Genomic DNA, 19198 nt, shown 5'->3' with positions numbered 1-19198 from the left:
CTGGCGCTAGTGCGAAAGGAACAATGGAAGCGGGACGCTCTCGAGGAAGGAGCGGGTCGTGCCCCCAAAGAGAATCTCGGACATCCTGGAGCGGCTGTAGGCACCGAGCACGATCAGGTCAAACTTGCCCTCCACTGCGCGATTCATGATCACGTCGACCACGGCCGAGCCGTCGGCACTGATCCGATTTACTTCAACGGCCGCCCCGTGCCTGCCCAGGTAGGTGGCTACATCCGCTCCTGGCTCTTCTTCCAACGAAAACTTGTTGGGCTTCGGGTCTACGATTAGCAGTTCCACCTGGTCGGCATGGGCCAGGATGGGCATCGCGTCCGCGATCGAGCGGCGCGCGGCGCGGCTTCCGTTCCATGCCACAAGTACTCTCGCCCCAAGGCTGACGCCTTCATAGTGGTCGGGCAGCAGCAGCAAGGGCGTTGAGTTCAGCGACACCACCCGATCAGAGTTCCAAGTCATCGGAGCGCCGAATGCCTTCGGATGGCCGACCACGACCAAGTCCGTGTACAAGGTATGGAGCGTGGCCTCTTCACGGGTCTCGCTGTAGGTGATGAACCGAAGCTCGGAAGTGACTTTGTTGGCCTCGGCCTGGGTAGCGACGGCGCGTCCGGCATGCAGTGAATAAGTTGCCTCGAAGGCGCTGCGGGCTAGGATTACATCAGCCATCGCCGCGCCCTTGCTATAGCCCTCTGCCGCATGTGCCTGGTCTCTCGGCGCACTGGTCACCCCGATCAGATGAGCGTCATGCTGCCCTGCCAACCGGGCGGCATGGCCAAGCACAGCAAGCCCTTTCTCACTTGAATCGAAGAAAACAGCTAGATCCCTGAACGTTGGTACCATCATTGGCTTACCTCTTTGTTAGCTCGCTACGACCTTCCATCGGTGACAGCGGGTTGTCCCGGCCACCTCCTAATACGCGGTACAGATCGATTGCATTCAGTCGTTGCTGCAGCCGGATCGTGATCAGCTCACTCTCGGCGGAGAACAGCGTGCGCTGCGCGTCCAACAGCTCGATCTGCGTGGCCACACCTGATGCGTAGCGATCGCCTATGGCATCCAGCGACGCATCGGCAGCGGCAACCTGACGCTCACGCGAAGCGACCCGGTCACCCAGGACGCTGCGATCAACTAATACGTCCGATACTTCCCGGAACGCTGACTGCACGGCGCCCTCGTAGCGCGCCAGGGCTGCATCTCGCTCTGTCGTAGTTGCCCGCAGCGAGGCCCGCAGCCGCCCGCCGGAAAAGATCGGAAGCGATATTTGCGGAACGAAGCTCCACGCTTTGGTTCCCGAGTCGAACAGCGATCTCAACTCGCTGCTTTGGCTGCCGTAGGCTCCGGTGAGGCTGATGGAGGGAAAGAAGGCGGCGCGGGCTGCGCCTATGTCGGCGTTGGACGCCAGCAATTCATGCTCGCTGGCTTTCACGTCGGGGCGGGAGGCGAGCACAACCGAGCTCAGGTGACCGATAGGCAACTCGTCAGCAAGTATCTGCTCGATTGGCTCTGCCTTGAGCTCTGGGTCCAGCCCGGTACCAACAAGTAGTTGCAGCCCGTTCCGGCTCTGCTGGACCGCCGCCCTCCACTTCAGCAGGTTGTCGGCGATCTCTTCCAGTTCCGCCGCAGCACGGTTGATCTCCAGGCTGGAGCTGATGCCGGCCGCTGCTAACTCCTGTTGCAACTCGTAGGCGGACCGGCGGCTGGTGTAGGTCTGGTCGGCCAGGGCGAGTTGCTGCTGGTCAGCCGCTAGCTGTAGGTAGCTAGTGGCAATCTGTGCAACAAGCGCCAACTCCACGGAGCGGCGGGCGGCACTGGAGGCAAGGTAGCGTTCGAGGGCCGCGTCCTTCAAGCTGCGCACGCGTCCGAATAGATCCAGCTCCCAGGAAGCCACCGACATGCCACCGCCATACGTGCGGCTCAATCCATTTGCATCCGCTCCATGCACGGGTGCGCGTGCAGAAGAGCCTTGCGTGAACAGGTCGACCTGGGGAAACAGTTCCGCGCCCTGAATCCGATACATCTCGCGGACCTTGACCATGTTAAGGCTGGCCACACGAAGATCACGGTTATTGAGGATGCCGGTGTGGATCAGCCTGCGCAGCTGATCGCTGCGAATTAGAGTGTCGATCGACAAGACGCTCTGAGCATCATCGGTACCTGCGGCAGACTCATCGAGCACCGAGGCCTCCGGCGCCTCAATGGAGGGCAGCGCGGGCGCAAGGCTAACGCAGGAGGCGGTAAGGCAGGCAAGGATGGCAACGGTAAGGTGCCTAGGAAGTGTATTCAACGTCTGAGACTCATAGGGGTTCGTGGTTTCCCACGTCGTCCCCGGCGCGGTGCCGCAGCGGGGCCTTGTTCGTATTCAAAGTGACTGGGGACGGATCCGGTCGCCCCCAGCCGCGGCCTCGCGGGCGCGAGGCGTGCCGCCTGTTGCAGACGACTATCGCGCGGAGGGGGCCGTCGCGACGTCTGCCGGCCAGGCTCAGTCGGCCGGCACCGGAACAGAACTAGTGGACGCTTATGTCGTCTCCTGCCGGCAGGGGGCCTTTGCCTTCTTCTTCTTGGCAAAGAATCCAGTGACGGTGACGTAGAACAGCGGAATGAAGAAGATCGCCACCACGGTGGAGGTCACCATGCCGCCGATAACGCCAGTTCCGATTGCGTGCTTACTGCCCGAGCTTGCACCCGACGAGATGGCCAGCGGGATCACACCCATGGTGAAGGCCAGCGACGTCATGATGATCGGACGGAGACGCAACCGGGAGGCTTCGACAGCTGCCTGGATCAGCGTCTTTCCGCCACGCTCATGGAGATCCTTGGCAAACTCCACGATCAAGATGGCGTTCTTGGCGCACAGGCCTACGGTGGTCAGCAAACCAATCTGGAAGAAGGCGTCATTATCCAGACCTCGCATCAGCGTGGCGATCACCGTGCCGATCACACCAATGGGAATTACCAGAATGACCGCGAGGGGAACGGTCCAGCTTTCATACAGTGCGGCCAGGCACAGAAACACTGCCAGAATCGACAGCGCATAGAGGGCCGGAGCCTGTGAACCAGACGCGCGCTCTTCGTACGATAGTGCTGTCCAAGCAATACCGAAGCCCGGCGGCAACTTGGCTGCGATCTCTTCCACGGCCTTCATGGCGTCGCCCGAGCTGTAGCCCGGCGCCGGCTCGCCCAGAACTTCAACGGCGGGGACGCCATTGTAGCGCTCCAGCTTGGGCGAACCCATTACCCAGCGGCCGCTGGCGAAGGCTGCGAACGAAACCATCTCACCCTCATGGTTGCGGACGAACCACTTGGCAAAGTCATCCGGGGTTACACGAGAGTTGGCCATACCCTGGACATAGACGCGCTTGACGCGGCCACGGTCGATAAAGTCGTTGATGTAGGACGAGCCCCATGCCGCAGTCATCGTTGCGTTGATGTCGGACAAGGAGACACCCATGACGCGCGCCTTCTCGTCATCGATATCGATCTGGTACTGCGGCTCGTCGACCTTGCCATTGGCACGGACCATGGCCAGCGCCGGCGACTCGGCAGCAGCCTTGAGCAGCTGGTCGCGAGCCTCCATCAGGCTGGCATGACCGGCCCCGCTAAGGTCCTGCAGGAAGAAGTCAAAGCCGGTGGCATTACCCAGCTCGACGATTGCCGGAGGCGCAAAGGCGATAACCTGGGCCCCGTTGATGGACGCGAAGCGTTCATTGGCGCGCTTTTGAAGCTCGAACACAGTGCCTTTGCGGTCTTTCCACGGATGCAGCTTGACGAACAGCAGACCCGAGTTCTGACCACGACCTGAGTAGCTGAAGCCGCTGGCACCGAACACTGCTTCGACGACATCCTTTTCGTCCTCGATGAGATAGCGGGTGACCTCGTCCAGAATCGCTTCGGTTCTTTCGGCAGAGGCATTAGCCGGGAGTTCCAGCTGAACTGTCAGCGAGCCCTGATCTTCATCGGGCAAGAACGAGCTAGGCATTAGTGGGAACAGCGCCACTAACCCCAACACGATTGCCAGGAAGACGACCCCAAACCGGCGGCGGCGGGTGGTGACATGCATCACGCCGCGCTCGTACGCCCCAGCACTCCGATCGAAGGTCCGGTTGAACCAGCCGAAGAAGCCTTTCTTCTCGTGGTGACCATGAATTGGCTTGAGTAGAGTCGCGCAAAGCGCTGGCGTGAACACCAGTGCCACGATGACCGACAGCACCATGGCCGTGACGATGGTAAGCGAGAACTGGCGGTAGATGACGCCAATGGAGCCGCCGAAGAAGGCCATCGGCACGAATACCGCCGAGAGCACCATGCCGATGCCAACCAAGGCACCGGAAATCTGGTCCATCGACTTCTTAGTGGCCTCAACGGGATCGAGCCCCTCATCCACCATGATGCGCTCGACGTTTTCGACCACCACGATGGCATCGTCAACCAGCAGGCCGATGGCCAGCACCAGACCGAACAGGGTAAGCGTATTGATGGTGAAGCCCAGCGCCGCCATAACCCCGAAGGTTCCCAACAGCACCACGGGAACGGCCAAGGTTGGGATCAGGGTCGCGCGGAAGTTCTGCAGGAACAGGTACATGATCAAGAAGACCAGCACGATGGCTTCTAGCAGGGTATGGACCACGCCACCGATGGACTCGGTAACCACCGGGGCTGCATCGTAGGGATAAACAATCTCTACACCCGCCGGCAGAGTGGGCTTGAGGTCTTCCAGCGTCTTGCGCACGGCTTTCACCGCGTCGATCGTGTTCCCGCCGCTCACCAATCGCAGCGCAATGCCCGCACTGGGCTTGCCATTGTGTTGGCCGGTAATGGCATAGCTCTCCGAACCCAGCTCTACCCCGCCGACGTCGCGGACGCGAACCTGCGAGCCATCGTCATTGACCTTCAGCAGGATGTTCTCAAACTGGCTCGGTTCCTGGAAAAGAGACTTGCCGAGCACTGTCGCGTTCAAGTCTACGCCGTTGCTGGTCGGGCGGCCGCCCAACTGGCCTGAGGAGACCTGGACGTTCTGCTCGCGCACGGCCTGCATGACGTCGCTAGGCATCAACTTGAAATTGTTGAGTTTGGCTGGGTCCAGCCAGATGCGCATAGAGTTCTGCGCCGCCATAACGAAGAAGTCACCTACGCCGGGAGTGCGGCTCAACGGATCCTGCAGTTGGGAGACCACAATGTCGCCCAAGGCGTTGGTGTCCAGGCTCCCGTCTTCGGACACCAGCGCTGCCACGGCCATGAAGTTGACCTGATACTTCACGACGCGCAGGCCCAGCTGCTGCACTACCTGCGGCAGCATAGGCGTGGCCAGGGACAGCTTGTTCTGGACTTGCACCTGGGCGATGTCAGGGTTAATGCCCTGGTCGAAGGTCACCAGAATGGTCACCGTGCCATCAGTGTTGCTTTCCGACTTGATGTAGCGCAGTCCATCCAAGCCGGACATCTGCTGCTCGATGACCTGCGTCACCGTGTCCTGAACTGTCTGTGCCGAAGCACCCGGATAAGCTGCGATGATGCCCACGGTTGGCGGGGCGATGGAGGGATACTGGTTGACCGGAAGGCCGATGATGGCCAGCGCTCCCACCAGCATGACAACAATTGCCAGCACCCACGCAAAGATGGGGCGGTCGATAAAATACCTGGACATGTGTTCTCTTAGTGGCGTGCCACGGTGATGCCGGAGGTCTTGCCACCGCTCTTGTCGCCCTTGGCGATTACCTGCTGGCCGATGGTGACTTTCTGGATGCCCTCCTCAATCAGGCGATCACCAGGCTTGATGCCACTGCTGATCAGCCAGCGATTGCCTACCGCGCGGTCCACTACAACGGACTGCTGGCGCACAATCTGCTCGTTGTCCACCGTCAGCACGTAGGGGCGGCCCTGATTGTCACGGCTGACCGTGCGCTGCGGGACCAGCAAAGCCTGCTCATTGGTGCCGGCAGGAACTTTGGCGCGCACGAACATGCCGGGCAGCAAGATCCCGTCCTTGTTCGGGAACACCGCGCGCAGGGTCACCGAGCCGGTGCCTTGGTCGACGCTCACCTCGGAGAACTTCAGTGTGCCCTTGTACGGGTATTCCGCGCCGTTCTCCAACGTCAGCGACACTTCCGCGCCATTGCCTTCTTTGACTTGGAGAACGCCGGCGGCCGCATCGGCCTTCAGCTTCAGCACGGCGGTTGAGGACTGGACAATATCGACGTAGATCGGATCCAGCTGCTGGATTGTCGCTAGCTCATTGGCTTGATTGGCCGACACCAGTGCCCCTTGGGTCACTGAAGAGCGCCCGATGCGGCCGGAGATCGGGGCCAGAATCCGGGTGTATCCCATGTCGATCCGGGCACTGAGCGCAGCGGCCTTTGCTTCCTGGAACTGCGAGGTTGCGTCATCGCGCGACTGACGGCTGATGGCTTGGTTCTCCACCAGCATGTCGTACCGCTCCGAACGCAGGCGCGCGGCAGACAGGGTGGCCTCGGTGCGGCTCAGCACCGCCTGATAAGGGGCCGGATCTACTTGGTAGAGAGGCTGGCCCTGCTCCACGTAAGAGCCCTCCTCGAAGAAGCGCTTTTGAAGAATGCCGCCGATCTGGGGGCGGACTTCGGCCACCAAGTAAGGTGCGGTGCGGCCTGGTAGCTCATCTGAGAGCGTCAAGGACTCGGAGTGGACGGTGTACACACCCACTTCGGGGGCTGCAGCGGTTTGCACTTCGGCACCGTCGGACCCGCAGCCGGCCAACGCACTGGAAAGGACAATCATCGCGGCGGCCGTGGCCACCACGCGTACTCGAGGAAAGGTCATTTTGCTGTCTGAACGGGGGAAAGAAGGAGACATCGTGAGTAGGTCGAGCGACCGACCCAATTTGACCCGGCGAGTCTATCTCACGGAAAGATAAACCGAGGCTGAACAGCAACAACGTCGGCGAACGGGCCTCGGTCATAATTTCGGGCTGCGCCGAGACAGACGCCTACTAGGGTGAAGTGATGTCAGAAAGTCCTGAAACTCCCACTGCAAAGCGACGCAAAGCTCAAGTGGTCAATGCGGCGGCGGACTGTTTCCGTCGCGATGGTTTCCATCGTTCGAGCATGTCGCGGATCTCCGCCGCGGCCGGGATGAGCTCGGGGCACATCTACCACTACTTCGCCCGCAAGGAAGACATCGTCGAGGCTCTGGTAGCACAAGAAGAAAGCGAGCTTGCCCTGCTCGTTCAGGACGTGGAGCGGGCCGCCGAGGGTTCCGACGTTGTCACTGCCATCTCTAACCTTTCAGAGCGCACCGCCGGACGCTACATGGAGCGCGAGCACGCCGGCTTGGCGATGGAGATCCTGGCCGAGTCCGTGCGCAACCCCGAGATCGCCAAACTGATTGAGGAAAGCGATGCGGATGTGCGCCGGTCGTTTGAGCGCCTGTTGGGCGAACGCACGCCTGAGATTGTGTCGCGCTGTGCGTTGGTTGCATCGTTGCTGGACGGCCTTTCGGTCAGATCGATCCGGCATCCGGGTGTAGCCGGCGAAATTGACAGGCTGATGCTCGCAAAGGTTATGCGGTTCATCCTGACGGCGTAATTGCTCACTTCCAGTCGTCGGAAAGAGGCACTGCCCGGCACCGGGGATAAGCCGCGCCACCCAAACGGTTGCTCGATATGCGGACTGTAGGACTTGGCGATCTGCAACGGCGTGCGGTGAACATACTTCTGTGCGCGCTCCCACGCCTCTGCGTCGAGGCCGCTCGGGGGAGGTACTCCTCCGCACTGGCAACTGGCGCTCCCTGAGTTGACCTTGGGCGGCAAGGCGGTCCAACGGGCTGCGTCGATCTCACGGGCCGTAGCCAATGTCTGCAACCCAGGGATTCCGGGCGAATCAGTTGATCCGATAAGCCAATGGCAACTTGGCAATCGGGGTCGCGCGGCGGAGTATCCGGACGAGCGAGCCCACCCTGCTTAGAGATTCATCACGTCAGCCACGGTGAGTATTCGGGTCAACAGATATGGCGAGAGGAGCTGAACGTTTTCTTAAAAAACTCGTTGCGACTGTGATGTGGAGGAGGTTGAACGCCAACTAGCCAGAGCTTCGGCCTAGGGCGGCTGTACGCGTGCACGCTGCAACGGTAGCGATAGCGGCGTCCGACCACTCGAAACCGTCATCGTCCGCTTCCATGCGAATTACTAGGTTGCGACGAGCAAAGGCTGCGAGCAGCTTGAACTACCCGCTTCGCGCCCGAGACAGGGCCTTATGACACAGGTTAAGCACGCGATCGAAGCACACGGTACTGACACCTTCGGCGCCCGATATCAACCGTACGCCGGTTCCTACTGGAGGGATCAGACGTTGGTATGGGCCCGTGAACTCCACTGACCGTACGCGTAGCCTAATGAAATACAGGGGGCACATGCCAAGCATGCTTACGCACAAACCTTCCTGACGAAGAGCCTCTTCAAGTAGCCCGACATCCAAACTCCACCAGCGGCTTGGTAGAACGTAATTGAATGTGAAGACGTCGGCGCGGGCGCACTTGAAGCCTTTATGTTAATTTATAACGTTCAGCTTGTAGGCGAATGAAATTAGAGGCCCCAATCGTCATGATCGTCCGTTCATCACTGTTCGCAGCTCTTGCGTTGTTGTCGTTTGAGTCTATAGGTGCCACCGGAATATCTGTACCTCCGCCTGAAATAAGTTGGGGCGGGCATGAACGTCCGACTCAACAGTTCCACGATGGCTGGGAGACCCTTGCCGAAGAAAGCGGCTTCCAGAGCGCTCCCACCTATGACGAGGCAATGGAATACCTGCATCGCCTATCAAAATCGTCACAGATGATCTCGATTCATCAGCTCGGGCGGACTTCCCAAGGGCGGGATATTTTCTACGCCAAGGCGAGCAAGGGAGGGACAACCCGTCCGGTCGTTCTTATCCAAGCAGGCATACACTCTGGCGAGATCGATGGCTTGGATGCCGGCATGATGTTGCTCCGGGACATCGCAGTACGTGGGCAGGCAGATCTCCTGGAGCACGTCGATGTTGTCTTCATCCCCGTGCTCAATGTGGACGGTCACTCCGAGGCCGAGAAGTCTGGAAGGCCAAGTCAGCGCGGACCTGACCGAAAGGGGACGAGGACCAACGCCCAGGGGCTGGATCTCAATCGAGACTTCGCTCGACTGGAGTCGCCGGAAGTTAGAGCGGTGGTGAAGCTCCTGCATCAGATTGACCCCGCCCTATACATCGACGTGCATGCGAGCGATGGAACTGACTATCAGTACGATGTTACCTGGACGTTTGCCGGCTGGGGAAAGTACGCACGCTCTCGCTCGACTGCAGACTGGCTGATGGGCCAGTACAGTCAGGACGTCGAGGCAGCGCTCATTGCAGCAGGTCACTCCCCAGCGATCTATCCTAGCTGGGTCAATGAGGATGCCCCCTCGCAGGGACTCCGCATAAGCATCGAGAGCCCTCGCTACTCCACTGGCTATGGAGACTTCATCAGCGTCCCAACGGTTCTAGTTGAAAACCATCGATTCAAGAGTTATCGACAGCGCGTCCTCGGCACTTATGCCCTCCTGAAACAGTCACTGCACACAGTTGCCCGAGATGCCGCAATCATCGAGCGAGCGAAAGAGGCCGACCGCTCTGCTCGTTCGATGAGCATCGCCGTTCGATGGGAACGGGATCCGACTCCCATCGAATATCGAGATTTCAAGAGCTATGACTATGGCAGCTATCTATCAGCTGCTTCTGGCGCACGTGAGCTACGCTGGACGGGTATGCCTCAGACGCAAAGACTGCCTGTCTACGGCACAAGGACTACTGAGGTCGCCAAGCTTCCGGTTGCTTGGCTGATCCCCCCGGGAAATCAGAACATCATCGACTTGCTGCACGCCCACGGTATCGTCACTGAAACGATAAGCGGTGAGCGGACCTCTCTTGTTGAGCGAACACGAATGACAAACGGCCTCCAGCGAGGAGGATTCAACCGGTCTCGAGCCAAGGTCCGGCTCCTGGCCGGCACAGTGCGCGTGCCTGCGGACCAGCCACTTCAGCTCTTGGCTGCCGCGCTACTTGAACCCAGCAGCCAGGACTCAATTTTGGCATTGGGCTGGTATGACCGAGCCCTGTCCCCGGAAGCTGCACTGCCACGGCACCTCTTGGCGCCACTGGCTGACAGGATGATGGGAAGTGACAGCGGGTTGCGCGCTGAATTTCAAAAAGCGCTGGCAGAAAATTCCGCATTCGCCGCCGATCCTCTAGCGCGACTGCGTTGGTGGGAAGCTCAATCGAGTTATGGCGAGCGCACCCTCTGGACTTATCCTGTCTTTCATGAGGGAAATTGAAAAAACTAATGACCCTTTATGGCCGTAACTTGCGCAGAGTCGCAAGTTACGGCCGCCTGAGTGCAACTCGGCTGCGCGCACTTGGTTCTTGCTGATGAAGCTGCGCCAGCGCAAGTGTCCTATCCTCTGCCCTCACAGTTTGCGAAAGCTAGGAAAGCGCCGGCGCGTCGAATTATTGTACAGCGCCGTTTCAAAGGCGCGTGGCTCTGCGAGAACGGCTAGCCAAATGAGATACAGGTATGTCGATTGACCGCTCCAGAGCTCATTTAGTCAATAACATAACCGTTATCCTCAAGTCAGGCATGCGCCTGATGGAATCGCGCAGTAAGCAACGTCAAGCTTGGTGAGGTCGTGACCCGCATGCGAGCTAATCATGTCACACAATATGGGCCGTTCGAAGCTTCAGCTTCTGCACCAGTGCATGCCATCGCTTCACGTGAAGCTCGTCGATCTCCCTCGCGCAGTGATGGTCACTTGCCACCAGGCATCATCAACCTTGCGAGGTTGACACTGTGCGTTGAGCTTCACCTTGCTCTAGTTGATACTGAGCGCCATACCTTTGCTCGGCTAACATCAAGAAGTAGACTGCGCCCTTCAATTTTTACATTGAGCAAATCCGGTCATGAACTTCGGTGCGCTTGGCAACAGTGAACAAGTACACGGCCGAATGCTCTATGTAGTAAGCTGCCAGGCCGGCAGAGCAGAATGATGCAGTTTCAGAAAAAGAGTAGTAGCTCAGACCATCCGGTAGCTGGTAAAAGTGGAGCAATCAGAAGTTGCAGTTGTTAGCTTGACTTGCTCAATCCATGCTCGAGCCACTCTTCTGCGCCAGCCAGACGTGCTCCGACGCCGGTCACATGACCTGAGACTGAGGATCCTGAATCACCGCCTGTTGGCGCGACCTGATGATTTTGGCTATGCCGGCCAAGTCAGACAGATCAGGCAGCTATGCGGCGCCAACCCAAGAAGCTCAATACCACGATCGACCGGCCCGAAGTTAGTATCGCATTCGACAGGACCGAGTTCGGGCAGGCCTCCTGATCATGGCAAGAGGCTATCTACAGCTCGGTGTTGACGGTCGCATTGTCGGTGCGCCGATGGCCTATGCGTGCAATGTACTCATGTCGATGACATAGCGGTACCTGACATCCTTGTTAAGTACTCGTATATAGGCCTCGTTCACTTGCTGAATAGGAATAACTTCAACTTCAGCACCGATGTTTCTCGAGACGCAATAATCGATAACCTCCTGCGTTTCGGAAATGCTGCCGATCGCAGAGCCAGTGATTGATTTCCGGCGTCCAATCAAATCCAGCTTCGCCTGCAGTGGCCGCACAACACCCACGTTTGTAAATACCCCATCCAGATCCAGAAGATCCATGAATGGATCGACATCGAACGGATAAGGTACTGTGGACAGCAGGTAATTGAATTGATCTTTCAGACGACTGAAGGCTTCCTTGTCACTCCAGAGCACCGCCTCGCTTGCGCCCATCTTTATCGCATCGGGGATTTTCGCCGCGGTTGTCGTAAACACGGTCACCTCGGCCCCGCGCGCTTTGAAAAGCTTCAGTGCGACGTGTCCGAGCCCTCCAAGCCCAACGATTGCGACTTTCTTGCCCTTTCCGATATTCCAGTGTTGCATGGGCGAGAAGGTTGTCACACCAGCACATAGCAGAGGCGCCGTCGCAGCCAAATTTGCCCCTGGCGGAATCTTGATGACAAATGCTTCACGCACAACGATCCTGTTTGAGTATCCACCTTGCGTGTCGTCGCTAAATCGATCCTTCGAAGCATACGTATAGGTAGCACCATTGTCGCAATACTGTTCGAGCCCACGCTTGCACTTTGCACAAATTCCGCATGAGTCCACCATACACCCGACGCCGGCCAAGTCGCCAACCTTGAACTTTGTTACCGCGCTACCGACCGCAGCAACGCAGCCAACGATCTCGTGGCCCGGCACCATCTGATAGCCCAGCGGACCGAAGTCCCCTTTCATGAAATGAATGTCCGTATGGCAGATTCCGGCATACTGGATATCGATGAGGACATCATCCGGCTGCAGATTGCGACGCATGAAGCTGAACGGCTTCAAAGCCACACCGGCGGCCAGTGCAGCGTAACCGAGCGCGGGAATGCCTTTCCCCGGTTTTGGGCTGTCATCGGTAGCTGCAAATGCATCCCCGCCCAGCCACATCTGGGCAATCAGTCCTGCGCTAGCGGTGACAAACAAACGTCGATTTAAACCCAGCGCAAGACCCTGATCGTCCGCTTGTGTCGCATCGGCTGGCGTTGGCAGTTCGCATCGATTGCACATTGCAAATTCTCCGTTCAGCCACCCGATACGGCGACCATGGCTCAATAGCGTGCTGTCACGCTATGTTGTACCGGAAGCATCAGAACCATTTCGGCACGCTGCCCTCGCCATACCGCGCACCGAAGCCGCCGTTGGGAATGATCGCTTCGATCTCGGCAAGATCTTGCAGGGTCAGGACGAGATCAGCGGCGGCGACATTCTCCGCAATGCGCTTCTCGTGCCGGGTACCTGGAATCGGGATGATGTTCTCGCCCTTGGCCAGCAGCCATGCCAATGCGAGCTGAGTGACGGTCGCGTCCTTGGACCGGGCATAGGCCGTCAGGCGACGAACTGAATCGACATTTCTCTCGAAGTTGCCGGGTTGCCAGCGCGGGTCGCTGCGTCGCATGTCCGATTCTTCGTATTCGGCAGCAGGCTTGACCACATCCGTCAGAAAACCACGCCCCAAGGGCGAGTAAGCGACGAAGCCGATGCCGAGTTCATGCAGTGTCGGGAACAGCACTTCGACATCGCGTTCGAAAAGTGAGTACTCGGTCTGCAGGGCTGTTACGGGTTGCACCGCATGCGCACGCCGGATCGTCTCAGGCCCGGCTTCGCTCAGGCCAAAGAACTTCACCTTACCCTGCTGAATCAGTTCGCGGACCGTGCCTGCCACGTCCTCGATCGGAACCTGGGGATCGACACGGTGCTGGTATAGCAGGTCGATGGTCTCGACCCCGAGATTGCGCAGGCTGTTATCCACTACCTCGCGAATATGCGCCGGGCGGCTGTCAAGGCCATAGCTTGGCGTAAAGCCAAACTTTGTGGCGATGATGACTTCGTCGCGCACCGGCTTGAGTGCCCGTCCCACAATCCGTTCGTTCTCGCCCCAGCCATAGAGTTCGGCTGTGTCGAACAAGGTGACCCCAAGGGCGTGGGCATGCCTGATCGTGTCGATCGAAGCGGCCTCATCACTGCTACCGTAGGCCATGGATATGCCCATGGCACCGTATCCGATGGCAGAAACCGCGGGGCCTGTTGCGCCAAGTTTACGAGTGTTCATTTAAAAACGTCCTTTTGATTCCTTGAGACCAAGAGTACCGGCATCGTCTGGGGTGTGTCATGCCAAAAGCTGCCTTTTCCTTGCCTAATTCTGCCCAAGCAGCAACAATTTATCTCCGCTGCCGGATGCTCCCAAAATGACCAACCCCGAACTCCGCCATCTCCGCCGGCTGGCCGAACGGCTGTCGGCACAGTGCTGCCCCCCTGCCATTCCGGGCTTTGAGGTCGGGAGAATGCTGGCCTGCGCCGAACTGGTCCCCATGATTTACGCGCCCATGGTCTGTCTGGTGGTGAGCGGTGCGAAACGGATACAAGCCGGCAGACGGATCATTGACTACGGCGAAGGGCAGCATTTCATCTCCGCGGTCGATATGCCAGTGATGGCTCGCGTCACGGTCAACCGCAACAATGGGGCTTACCTTGCTCTGGTGCTGTCGCTCGATGCGGATATGCTATCGGACCTGGCTCTGCATCTGACGGAGGCCAACGATCTCGCCGGTAACGACAGCTTTTCGGTTTCGGATGCCGATCCGCTGCTTCTCGATGCGTGGAGACGCTTGTGCGAATTGCGAGATCGACCTGACGAAATTGCTTACATGGGACGGCTGATCAAGCAGGAGATCCTGTATCGATTGATGCGCAGTCCCATGGCGGCGGCCTTACGCAGCGTCGTGTCCGCCAACCCCAAGCTAGACAGAATCAGGATTTCGGCGAGTTGGATACGCGAACACTACGCGCGATCAATCAGCATTGAAGAAATGGCCGCGCAAGCCGGCATGAGCGTCTCCGTGTATCACCGAAGCTTCAAAGCTGTGATGGAGATGTCGCCGTTGCAATACCAGAAGACCGTTCGGCTTTATGAGGCCCGAAGCCGTCTTTCCGCTCCGCTCCGTGACACTGCGGGGGTCGCTTACGCCGTGGGCTATGAAAGCGCGTCGCAGTTCAGCAGGGAGTACAAGCGTCTGTTTGGAAGCCCTCCCTCTGTTCATGCGAATCGATTGTCTCATTTCGGCAAATGAGCCAGAGGATTTTTCGGCTTGCCCTCTGGCACAATCCGATCTGGACTACGGCCACCAAGGATCTCACCGCCCCACGCCTTTAGCGCTGTGCGGGTGGCAACAAACCTTGCCGCATCTATTAATGCGGCACCCGACCTGAGCTTGTACCCGGGTGAGGGCCGGTGGATTAATTCATCGCCCAAGCAGCCGCCCAGTAGACGGGCAACCATAGCTTTGCGTTTTTGCTGAACCTATGGGTGCAGTGGCCTAGTGTCAATTACAGCAAACGTAGCCACGTTGCAGTTGACGACGTTAGTCGAGTAGCGTTGCGAGCCAGCGTTCATCTGAACTGACTTGATCATTGGATGGAACTCCATTGGCCTTCGAGTTCTCTCTCGGGGCAAATAACTCAATGCCAGACGAATCGCGCTCGCGCAGGCTCATCAGGAAGCTCGCAGCGAACAGCTGGCTGCCAGGCACAAAGAAATCCACACGAGACTCGGTGAGCTGGGAGCGGATGTAGCCCCCCAAGACCACGAGAATGACCTTCAAGTCCTCCTTTTCAGCCAGTCGATGCACCTATCCGCTCAGCCGAGACGATGGCATCGGCTCCGCTTACGTTGGGACGCTGGCCGGCAGCACGCGAAGGCCGAGCAGATCAATCTTGGCCGGGTCGAACAGGCTGGCTATGAAGCGGGGCCGGATGCGCGCCGTGGGACTGGCCAGTGTTCGAGCTCACCGACCACGTAGTCTGCGCGCTACCACCCGCTGGCGTGCGCAGCACACGCCCACCGCGATGGTTGTAGCCATAGCTCTCCAGCACCGAGTTGCCCTGCTTCATCGCGTTCATGCGCTTGGCATCACTATACGTGAATGCTTTGCTGCCGATGCTGGTGGTATTGCCCCCCGTGTCATGACAGCGTGCTTCGCCATCCACGGCGGTCAGTCGGTGGCTGGTAGCCGGATAGGTGTAATTGGCGGTTCCTGCTGAATTGGTCAGCGAGATTCGGTTACCGGTAGCGTCGTAGCCGTAGGTTTCGATCGGCGTGCCGGTCGCGCTGTCTTGGGTCGGGGTCAGGCGGCCGAGCGCGTAATAAGCGCACTTGGCCAACACTTCAGAGCCTGCGCCGTTCTTCAGCTCGGTGATCGAATACACCGGATCATAGCCATTGCTCAGGGACAGGCCGCCTGCGGCCGGGCCATGCACGGCCTGCGGGCGGTAGTCCAGGTCCAACGCGCACTGCAACTGGCGGCCATCGCCGTAGGTCCAATCGGTAGCCGGGCCTAGGGCTGCATAGGTCACGTTGTTCATAACGATCTGGCGCGGTTGGCCGGTACGCGTCAGCCCAATCTGGCTGATGCGGTCCCGGGTATCGCGTACGTAGTCGGCCACGCTGCCGTCGGGCTAGGTCAATGCGGTCAGGCGCCCGGACTTGCTGTAGGCATAACGCAGCGTGCTGGCCACAACGTTGATGATCTGCACTTTGTGGGTGATCTGACCAAACCGGTCATGGTAGTACTTGGTGCTGCCATTGGCATGCAGCACCTGCCCCAAGCGCCCCTTGGCAAAGCGCTCGTCGGCAGTGCAGATCGCTGGTGCCACGTCATAGCTGTAGCCTACGTCCAGATTGGGGTCCGGATAGGCGATGCCGGTCAGGCGGTTGAGCACATCGTAGAAATAGGTGGCGGTAACGCCACGCGCGTCGGTGGAGGTCTTGCGGTTGCCAACCACATCAACGGTAAAGCTGCTGGCGCCACTGTCAGGACTGATCTGTCCAGTCAGATCACCGAAACCGTTATAGGCATAGGTGGAGTGGAGTCCCTTCGGGTCGGTCACCTGGGTGACTTGGTCCAGCGCGTTGTACTGGCTTCGGATCTCTGCTTCCACCCCGGCCACATCCTGCAGGGTCTGGGCCAAGCGGTTCAACGGGTCGTACTGCTGACTGGTGACGCGCTGGCGCGTGCCCCGCACGCAGCGGTGCGGGCTTGACGCTACCGTTGACCAGCACCGCTCGTAAGAAACGGTGCGCCGGCAGAAGCACTGGCCGGATGACCGGCGAGTCAGTATCACGCGCTACGCAGGATCGCCACCGGCGCTTCTTTGGCTGCTCGTCGGGCCGGAACATAGGCTGCGGCCTAGCCCAACAGAAGTACGGTTAGCACGCCAATCGCGAGAAATGGCGCCTCGATTCTGGCTGCCTCGTAGTACCGGGCCACGGCCATGTTCAGGCCGATGGCCAGTGCGGTGCCGACAACAGAGCCGGTAGCGGTGAGAATCAGGTTCTCCACCAAGAAGTACCGCAGGATGTCGGACTTGCGGGCGCCGAGTGCGCGCCGGATACCGATCTGCCGATACCGCTTGCGGACCCAAAAGCTGGCTAGTCCATAGACGCCCGTTGCGGTTACCACCAACAGCGCCAACCCGGAGCTCAGGAACATGATCGCCATGGTCTGATAGTGGCGGAAGTAGTCGGCGCGCAGCTCGCGGAACGAGGTGCTGCGGGCGATGATGCGGTTCGCATCGCGTTGCGACAGCGCGACCTCACTGGACGCAATCACATCCGCCACTCGCCCATCTGCGGCACGGATGGCAAACATCACGCGAGGTCCGTCCGGAATCAGCGGCAGAATGAGTGACATGTCATTGTCTGCATCGGTCTTCAGGACAGGCCGGGAAAGCGTCTTGACCACCGACCACCTGGATGGGATGCTGCGCGTAGGCATACAGGAACTTGCCGACGGCGCCACCCTCCGGGAATAGCTTGTCCGGCAGTGCCTGCGACACAACGGCCTCACTCGCCTTGTAGAGCCCGGCATAGTCGGCGTTAGCCTCCATCGGCACGAATGCTCCGGCAGACAGGTCACGGCCGGCAACAAGGGTCAGGCCCAGCACCTTGGCTGCAGGCGAGGATGCCGTATAGACGGTCGGTTCGGCCTCTACGATGCCGGAAATATCATTGCCTTTAAGCGGCTTGTTGGTGAACCCGGCGGACCAATTTTGCTGGTCAAGCGGAAGCGACTCTGCTGCGATTACCTGTTCGACGCCTGGTTGCTGGCGGATGGCCTGCAAGTCGGTCCTGATCGAGGCTGCAGGGTTGGCTGCTGCAGGCCCTAGGTATTCGGTCTCGATGACGCCTAAGTTCGCTTCTTTTAGGCCCGTCTTGTAAGTGAGGGTTCCCAGCCGCTCGGACAGCAGAAACGCAAGGTTCGTCACGCACGCCGTGGCAACCAGCACCTGCACCAGGAGGATGGACGCGATGAAGCGGTTGCGGGTGAGCGCGCGGACGATAAGGGTGACTTCTGCAATGTTCATTCTGACGCCTTGATCTGCATGGCCAGGCGGCCTGAGGTAGCGCGCAGCGCAGGAAGAACGCAGCGATGACACTGGAGGCGCACGCCAAACCCAGGGTGAGAGCGGCCATGCTCAGATCCATGTTCGCAAGCGAGGCGTAGTCTTCCGGCTGCATCCGTACAAGGTAGAGGCCGGTTTCGGCAACGATCAGCCCTACCTCCCCGCCCAGGCCGCCGATGATCAGTGCTTCGGTGCAGAGCTGATAGATGACGTCCTGCCGACGCGCACCCAGCGCCCGACGGACCGATATCTCATGGGAACGGCGGATGAAGCGGGCGAAGATCAGGGCACTCATGTTCAGCAGGCAAACGATCAGGAAGCCCAGGCACAGCGCCAGCTGCAGCTTCACCTCGTTGGGGATGATGCGATGCTCGACCAGGAAGTCCCTCAAGGACACCATCCGCGGCGCGGTTGTCCTGTCAAACCTTCCGGCCTGCTGCTGTGTACGTGCGTAGTTGCCCAGGAAGCGCTCGTACTGCTCGACACTGGCCGCGTCAGGCAACTCGACCAGAACTGGACCCATGATGTGCGGGCGTCCTGCAGACGATTGAGGGGCTTGTCACTGCTCCATGAGAAGACGCTGCTGGACACCGCCATCTGCAATTCCGCTTCAACACTAATCGGGATGAAGAAGTCTTCGCGCCCCTTGAATACATCCTGCTGAAGGTCCGTATAGAACCGGGGGCGCGGGCTCCACGGACCGGCGACACCGACCACCCTAAATGCTTGGCCGCCAAGCCGGACGGTGGCTCCCACCAGGCCTTCACTGCCCAGGCGAGCAGCGAGATCCTGGCCCAGCACGACAACCCGGGCGTGCGCAGCATCATCTTCACGCGCCCAGGCCCTGCCCTGCGCCATGGGAATGCCAAACATGGCGAACGCATCTCCTGTGACATACTGACCCTGCGTGAAGAATGGAATCTGCACGCTGCGCTGCGCGTCCACCAGCAGACGGGCAGACGCCAGCGCGGTCTGGAGGGAGGCGGGTGCCTGCCGAAGGAGGTTCTGCGAATCCATCCAGGTGAGAGTCACGCGCGGGTCCTTGCCCGGCCTGACGTCGCAAGACGCGGGAAGCGCGTCAATGAAGGGGTGATAGAGATGCTCGCTCCGTCCCGGGAATGGATCCCACGTCATTGTCCGCACGACAGTCAGCATCGTCATGCGAT

The 19198-nt window shown here is 59.4% G+C and carries 13 protein-coding genes and 1 pseudogene; 3 read left to right on the top strand and 11 right to left on the bottom strand.

What is annotated here, in order from left to right; genetic code table 11:
* Window positions 1-6: 6 nt before the first annotated feature.
* The 4 genes from IAE41_RS00525 to IAE41_RS00510 all read right to left on the bottom strand — a co-directional run bounded on the left by IAE41_RS00525 (window position 7) and on the right by IAE41_RS00510 (window position 6834).
* The gene (locus IAE41_RS00525; RefSeq protein WP_200731582.1) at window positions 7-855 is read right to left on the bottom strand and encodes a universal stress protein; all 849 of its coding nucleotides are present in this window, start codon (window positions 853-855) and stop codon (window positions 7-9) included.
* Between the two features lie 4 nt (window positions 856-859).
* Window positions 860-2296: an efflux transporter outer membrane subunit gene (locus IAE41_RS00520; RefSeq protein ID WP_200731581.1), complete on the bottom strand. Its 1437-nt coding sequence runs from the start codon at window positions 2294-2296 to the stop codon at window positions 860-862.
* Window positions 2297-2527: 231 nt separating this feature from the next.
* Complete coding sequence (locus IAE41_RS00515; protein WP_200731580.1) at window positions 2528-5653, bottom strand: efflux RND transporter permease subunit; 3126 nt, start codon at window positions 5651-5653, stop codon at window positions 2528-2530.
* Between the two features lie 8 nt (window positions 5654-5661).
* Window positions 5662-6834 carry an efflux RND transporter periplasmic adaptor subunit gene (locus tag IAE41_RS00510; RefSeq protein WP_234458192.1) on the bottom strand — a complete coding sequence of 391 codons (1173 nt, stop codon included), beginning with the start codon at window positions 6832-6834 and terminating at the stop codon, window positions 5662-5664.
* A 149-nt stretch (window positions 6835-6983) separates the two neighbouring features.
* On the opposite strand from IAE41_RS00510, the gene IAE41_RS00505 reads away from it, so the two are divergent.
* Window positions 6984-7565: a TetR/AcrR family transcriptional regulator gene (locus tag IAE41_RS00505; protein ID WP_200731579.1), complete on the top strand. Its 582-nt coding sequence runs from the start codon at window positions 6984-6986 to the stop codon at window positions 7563-7565.
* A gap of 1013 nt (window positions 7566-8578) precedes the next feature.
* Window positions 8579-10321, top strand: a complete 1743-nt coding sequence (locus IAE41_RS00500) for a M14 family metallopeptidase (RefSeq protein ID WP_234458190.1) — start codon at window positions 8579-8581, stop codon at window positions 10319-10321.
* 1102 nt (window positions 10322-11423) lie between these two features.
* Here IAE41_RS00500 and IAE41_RS00495 read toward each other — a convergent pair.
* Window positions 11424-12401: an NAD(P)-dependent alcohol dehydrogenase gene (locus IAE41_RS00495; RefSeq protein ID WP_234458212.1), complete on the bottom strand. Its 978-nt coding sequence runs from the start codon at window positions 12399-12401 to the stop codon at window positions 11424-11426.
* Window positions 12402-12720: 319 nt separating this feature from the next.
* Window positions 12721-13683: an aldo/keto reductase gene (locus IAE41_RS00490; protein WP_200731578.1), complete on the bottom strand. Its 963-nt coding sequence runs from the start codon at window positions 13681-13683 to the stop codon at window positions 12721-12723.
* A gap of 136 nt (window positions 13684-13819) precedes the next feature.
* On the opposite strand from IAE41_RS00490, the gene IAE41_RS00485 reads away from it, so the two are divergent.
* The gene (locus IAE41_RS00485) at window positions 13820-14701 is read left to right on the top strand and encodes an AraC family transcriptional regulator (protein WP_200731577.1); all 882 of its coding nucleotides are present in this window, start codon (window positions 13820-13822) and stop codon (window positions 14699-14701) included.
* Window positions 14702-14992: 291 nt separating this feature from the next.
* Here the strand turns inward: IAE41_RS00485 and IAE41_RS00480 are convergent, their stop codons facing one another.
* The 5 genes and pseudogenes from IAE41_RS00480 to IAE41_RS00455 form a co-directional block, all read right to left on the bottom strand.
* Window positions 14993-15232 carry a hypothetical protein gene (locus IAE41_RS00480; protein ID WP_200731576.1) on the bottom strand — a complete coding sequence of 80 codons (240 nt, stop codon included), beginning with the start codon at window positions 15230-15232 and terminating at the stop codon, window positions 14993-14995.
* A 199-nt stretch (window positions 15233-15431) separates the two neighbouring features.
* Window positions 15432-16637: pseudogene (locus IAE41_RS00475) on the bottom strand (RHS repeat protein); the annotation flags it as partial.
* Between the two features lie 179 nt (window positions 16638-16816).
* On the bottom strand, window positions 16817-17320 hold the full coding sequence (locus IAE41_RS00470; RefSeq protein WP_200731575.1) for an FtsX-like permease family protein: 504 nt from the start codon (window positions 17318-17320) through the stop codon (window positions 16817-16819).
* A 1-nt stretch (window position 17321) separates the two neighbouring features.
* Window positions 17322-17993, bottom strand: a complete 672-nt coding sequence (locus IAE41_RS22395) for a hypothetical protein (RefSeq protein ID WP_234458189.1) — start codon at window positions 17991-17993, stop codon at window positions 17322-17324.
* 426 nt (window positions 17994-18419) lie between these two features.
* Complete coding sequence (locus IAE41_RS00455; RefSeq protein WP_200731572.1) at window positions 18420-19193, bottom strand: ABC transporter permease; 774 nt, start codon at window positions 19191-19193, stop codon at window positions 18420-18422.
* Window positions 19194-19198 lie beyond the last annotated feature (5 nt).

It is taken from the genome of Stenotrophomonas sp. S39, assembly GCF_016624665.1.
Lineage (GTDB): Bacteria > Pseudomonadota > Gammaproteobacteria > Xanthomonadales > Xanthomonadaceae > Stenotrophomonas.
Note: the sequence above shows the minus strand (reverse complement) of the source record. Positions and strands in the feature narration are given on the sequence as shown.

What these genes read in the sequence shown, in the direction of transcription:
- IAE41_RS00525 (WP_200731582.1), bottom strand. Translation starts at nt 855, where the DNA reads ATGATGGTACCAACGTTCAGGGATCTAGCTGTTTTCTTCGATTCAAGT.
- IAE41_RS00515 (WP_200731580.1), bottom strand. Translation starts at nt 5,653, where the DNA reads ATGTCCAGGTATTTTATCGACCGCCCCATCTTTGCGTGGGTGCTGGCA.
- IAE41_RS00510 (WP_234458192.1), bottom strand. Translation starts at nt 6,834, where the DNA reads ATGTCTCCTTCTTTCCCCCGTTCAGACAGCAAAATGACCTTTCCTCGA.
- IAE41_RS00505 (WP_200731579.1), top strand. Translation starts at nt 6,984, where the DNA reads ATGTCAGAAAGTCCTGAAACTCCCACTGCAAAGCGACGCAAAGCTCAA.
- IAE41_RS00500 (WP_234458190.1), top strand. Translation starts at nt 8,579, where the DNA reads ATGATCGTCCGTTCATCACTGTTCGCAGCTCTTGCGTTGTTGTCGTTT.
- IAE41_RS00495 (WP_234458212.1), bottom strand. Translation starts at nt 12,401, where the DNA reads ATGCGTCGCAATCTGCAGCCGGATGATGTCCTCATCGATATCCAGTAT.
- IAE41_RS00490 (WP_200731578.1), bottom strand. Translation starts at nt 13,683, where the DNA reads ATGAACACTCGTAAACTTGGCGCAACAGGCCCCGCGGTTTCTGCCATC.
- IAE41_RS00485 (WP_200731577.1), top strand. Translation starts at nt 13,820, where the DNA reads ATGACCAACCCCGAACTCCGCCATCTCCGCCGGCTGGCCGAACGGCTG.
- IAE41_RS00470 (WP_200731575.1), bottom strand. Translation starts at nt 17,320, where the DNA reads ATGTCACTCATTCTGCCGCTGATTCCGGACGGACCTCGCGTGATGTTT.
- IAE41_RS22395 (WP_234458189.1), bottom strand. Translation starts at nt 17,993, where the DNA reads ATGAACATTGCAGAAGTCACCCTTATCGTCCGCGCGCTCACCCGCAAC.
- IAE41_RS00455 (WP_200731572.1), bottom strand. Translation starts at nt 19,193, where the DNA reads ATGACGATGCTGACTGTCGTGCGGACAATGACGTGGGATCCATTCCCG.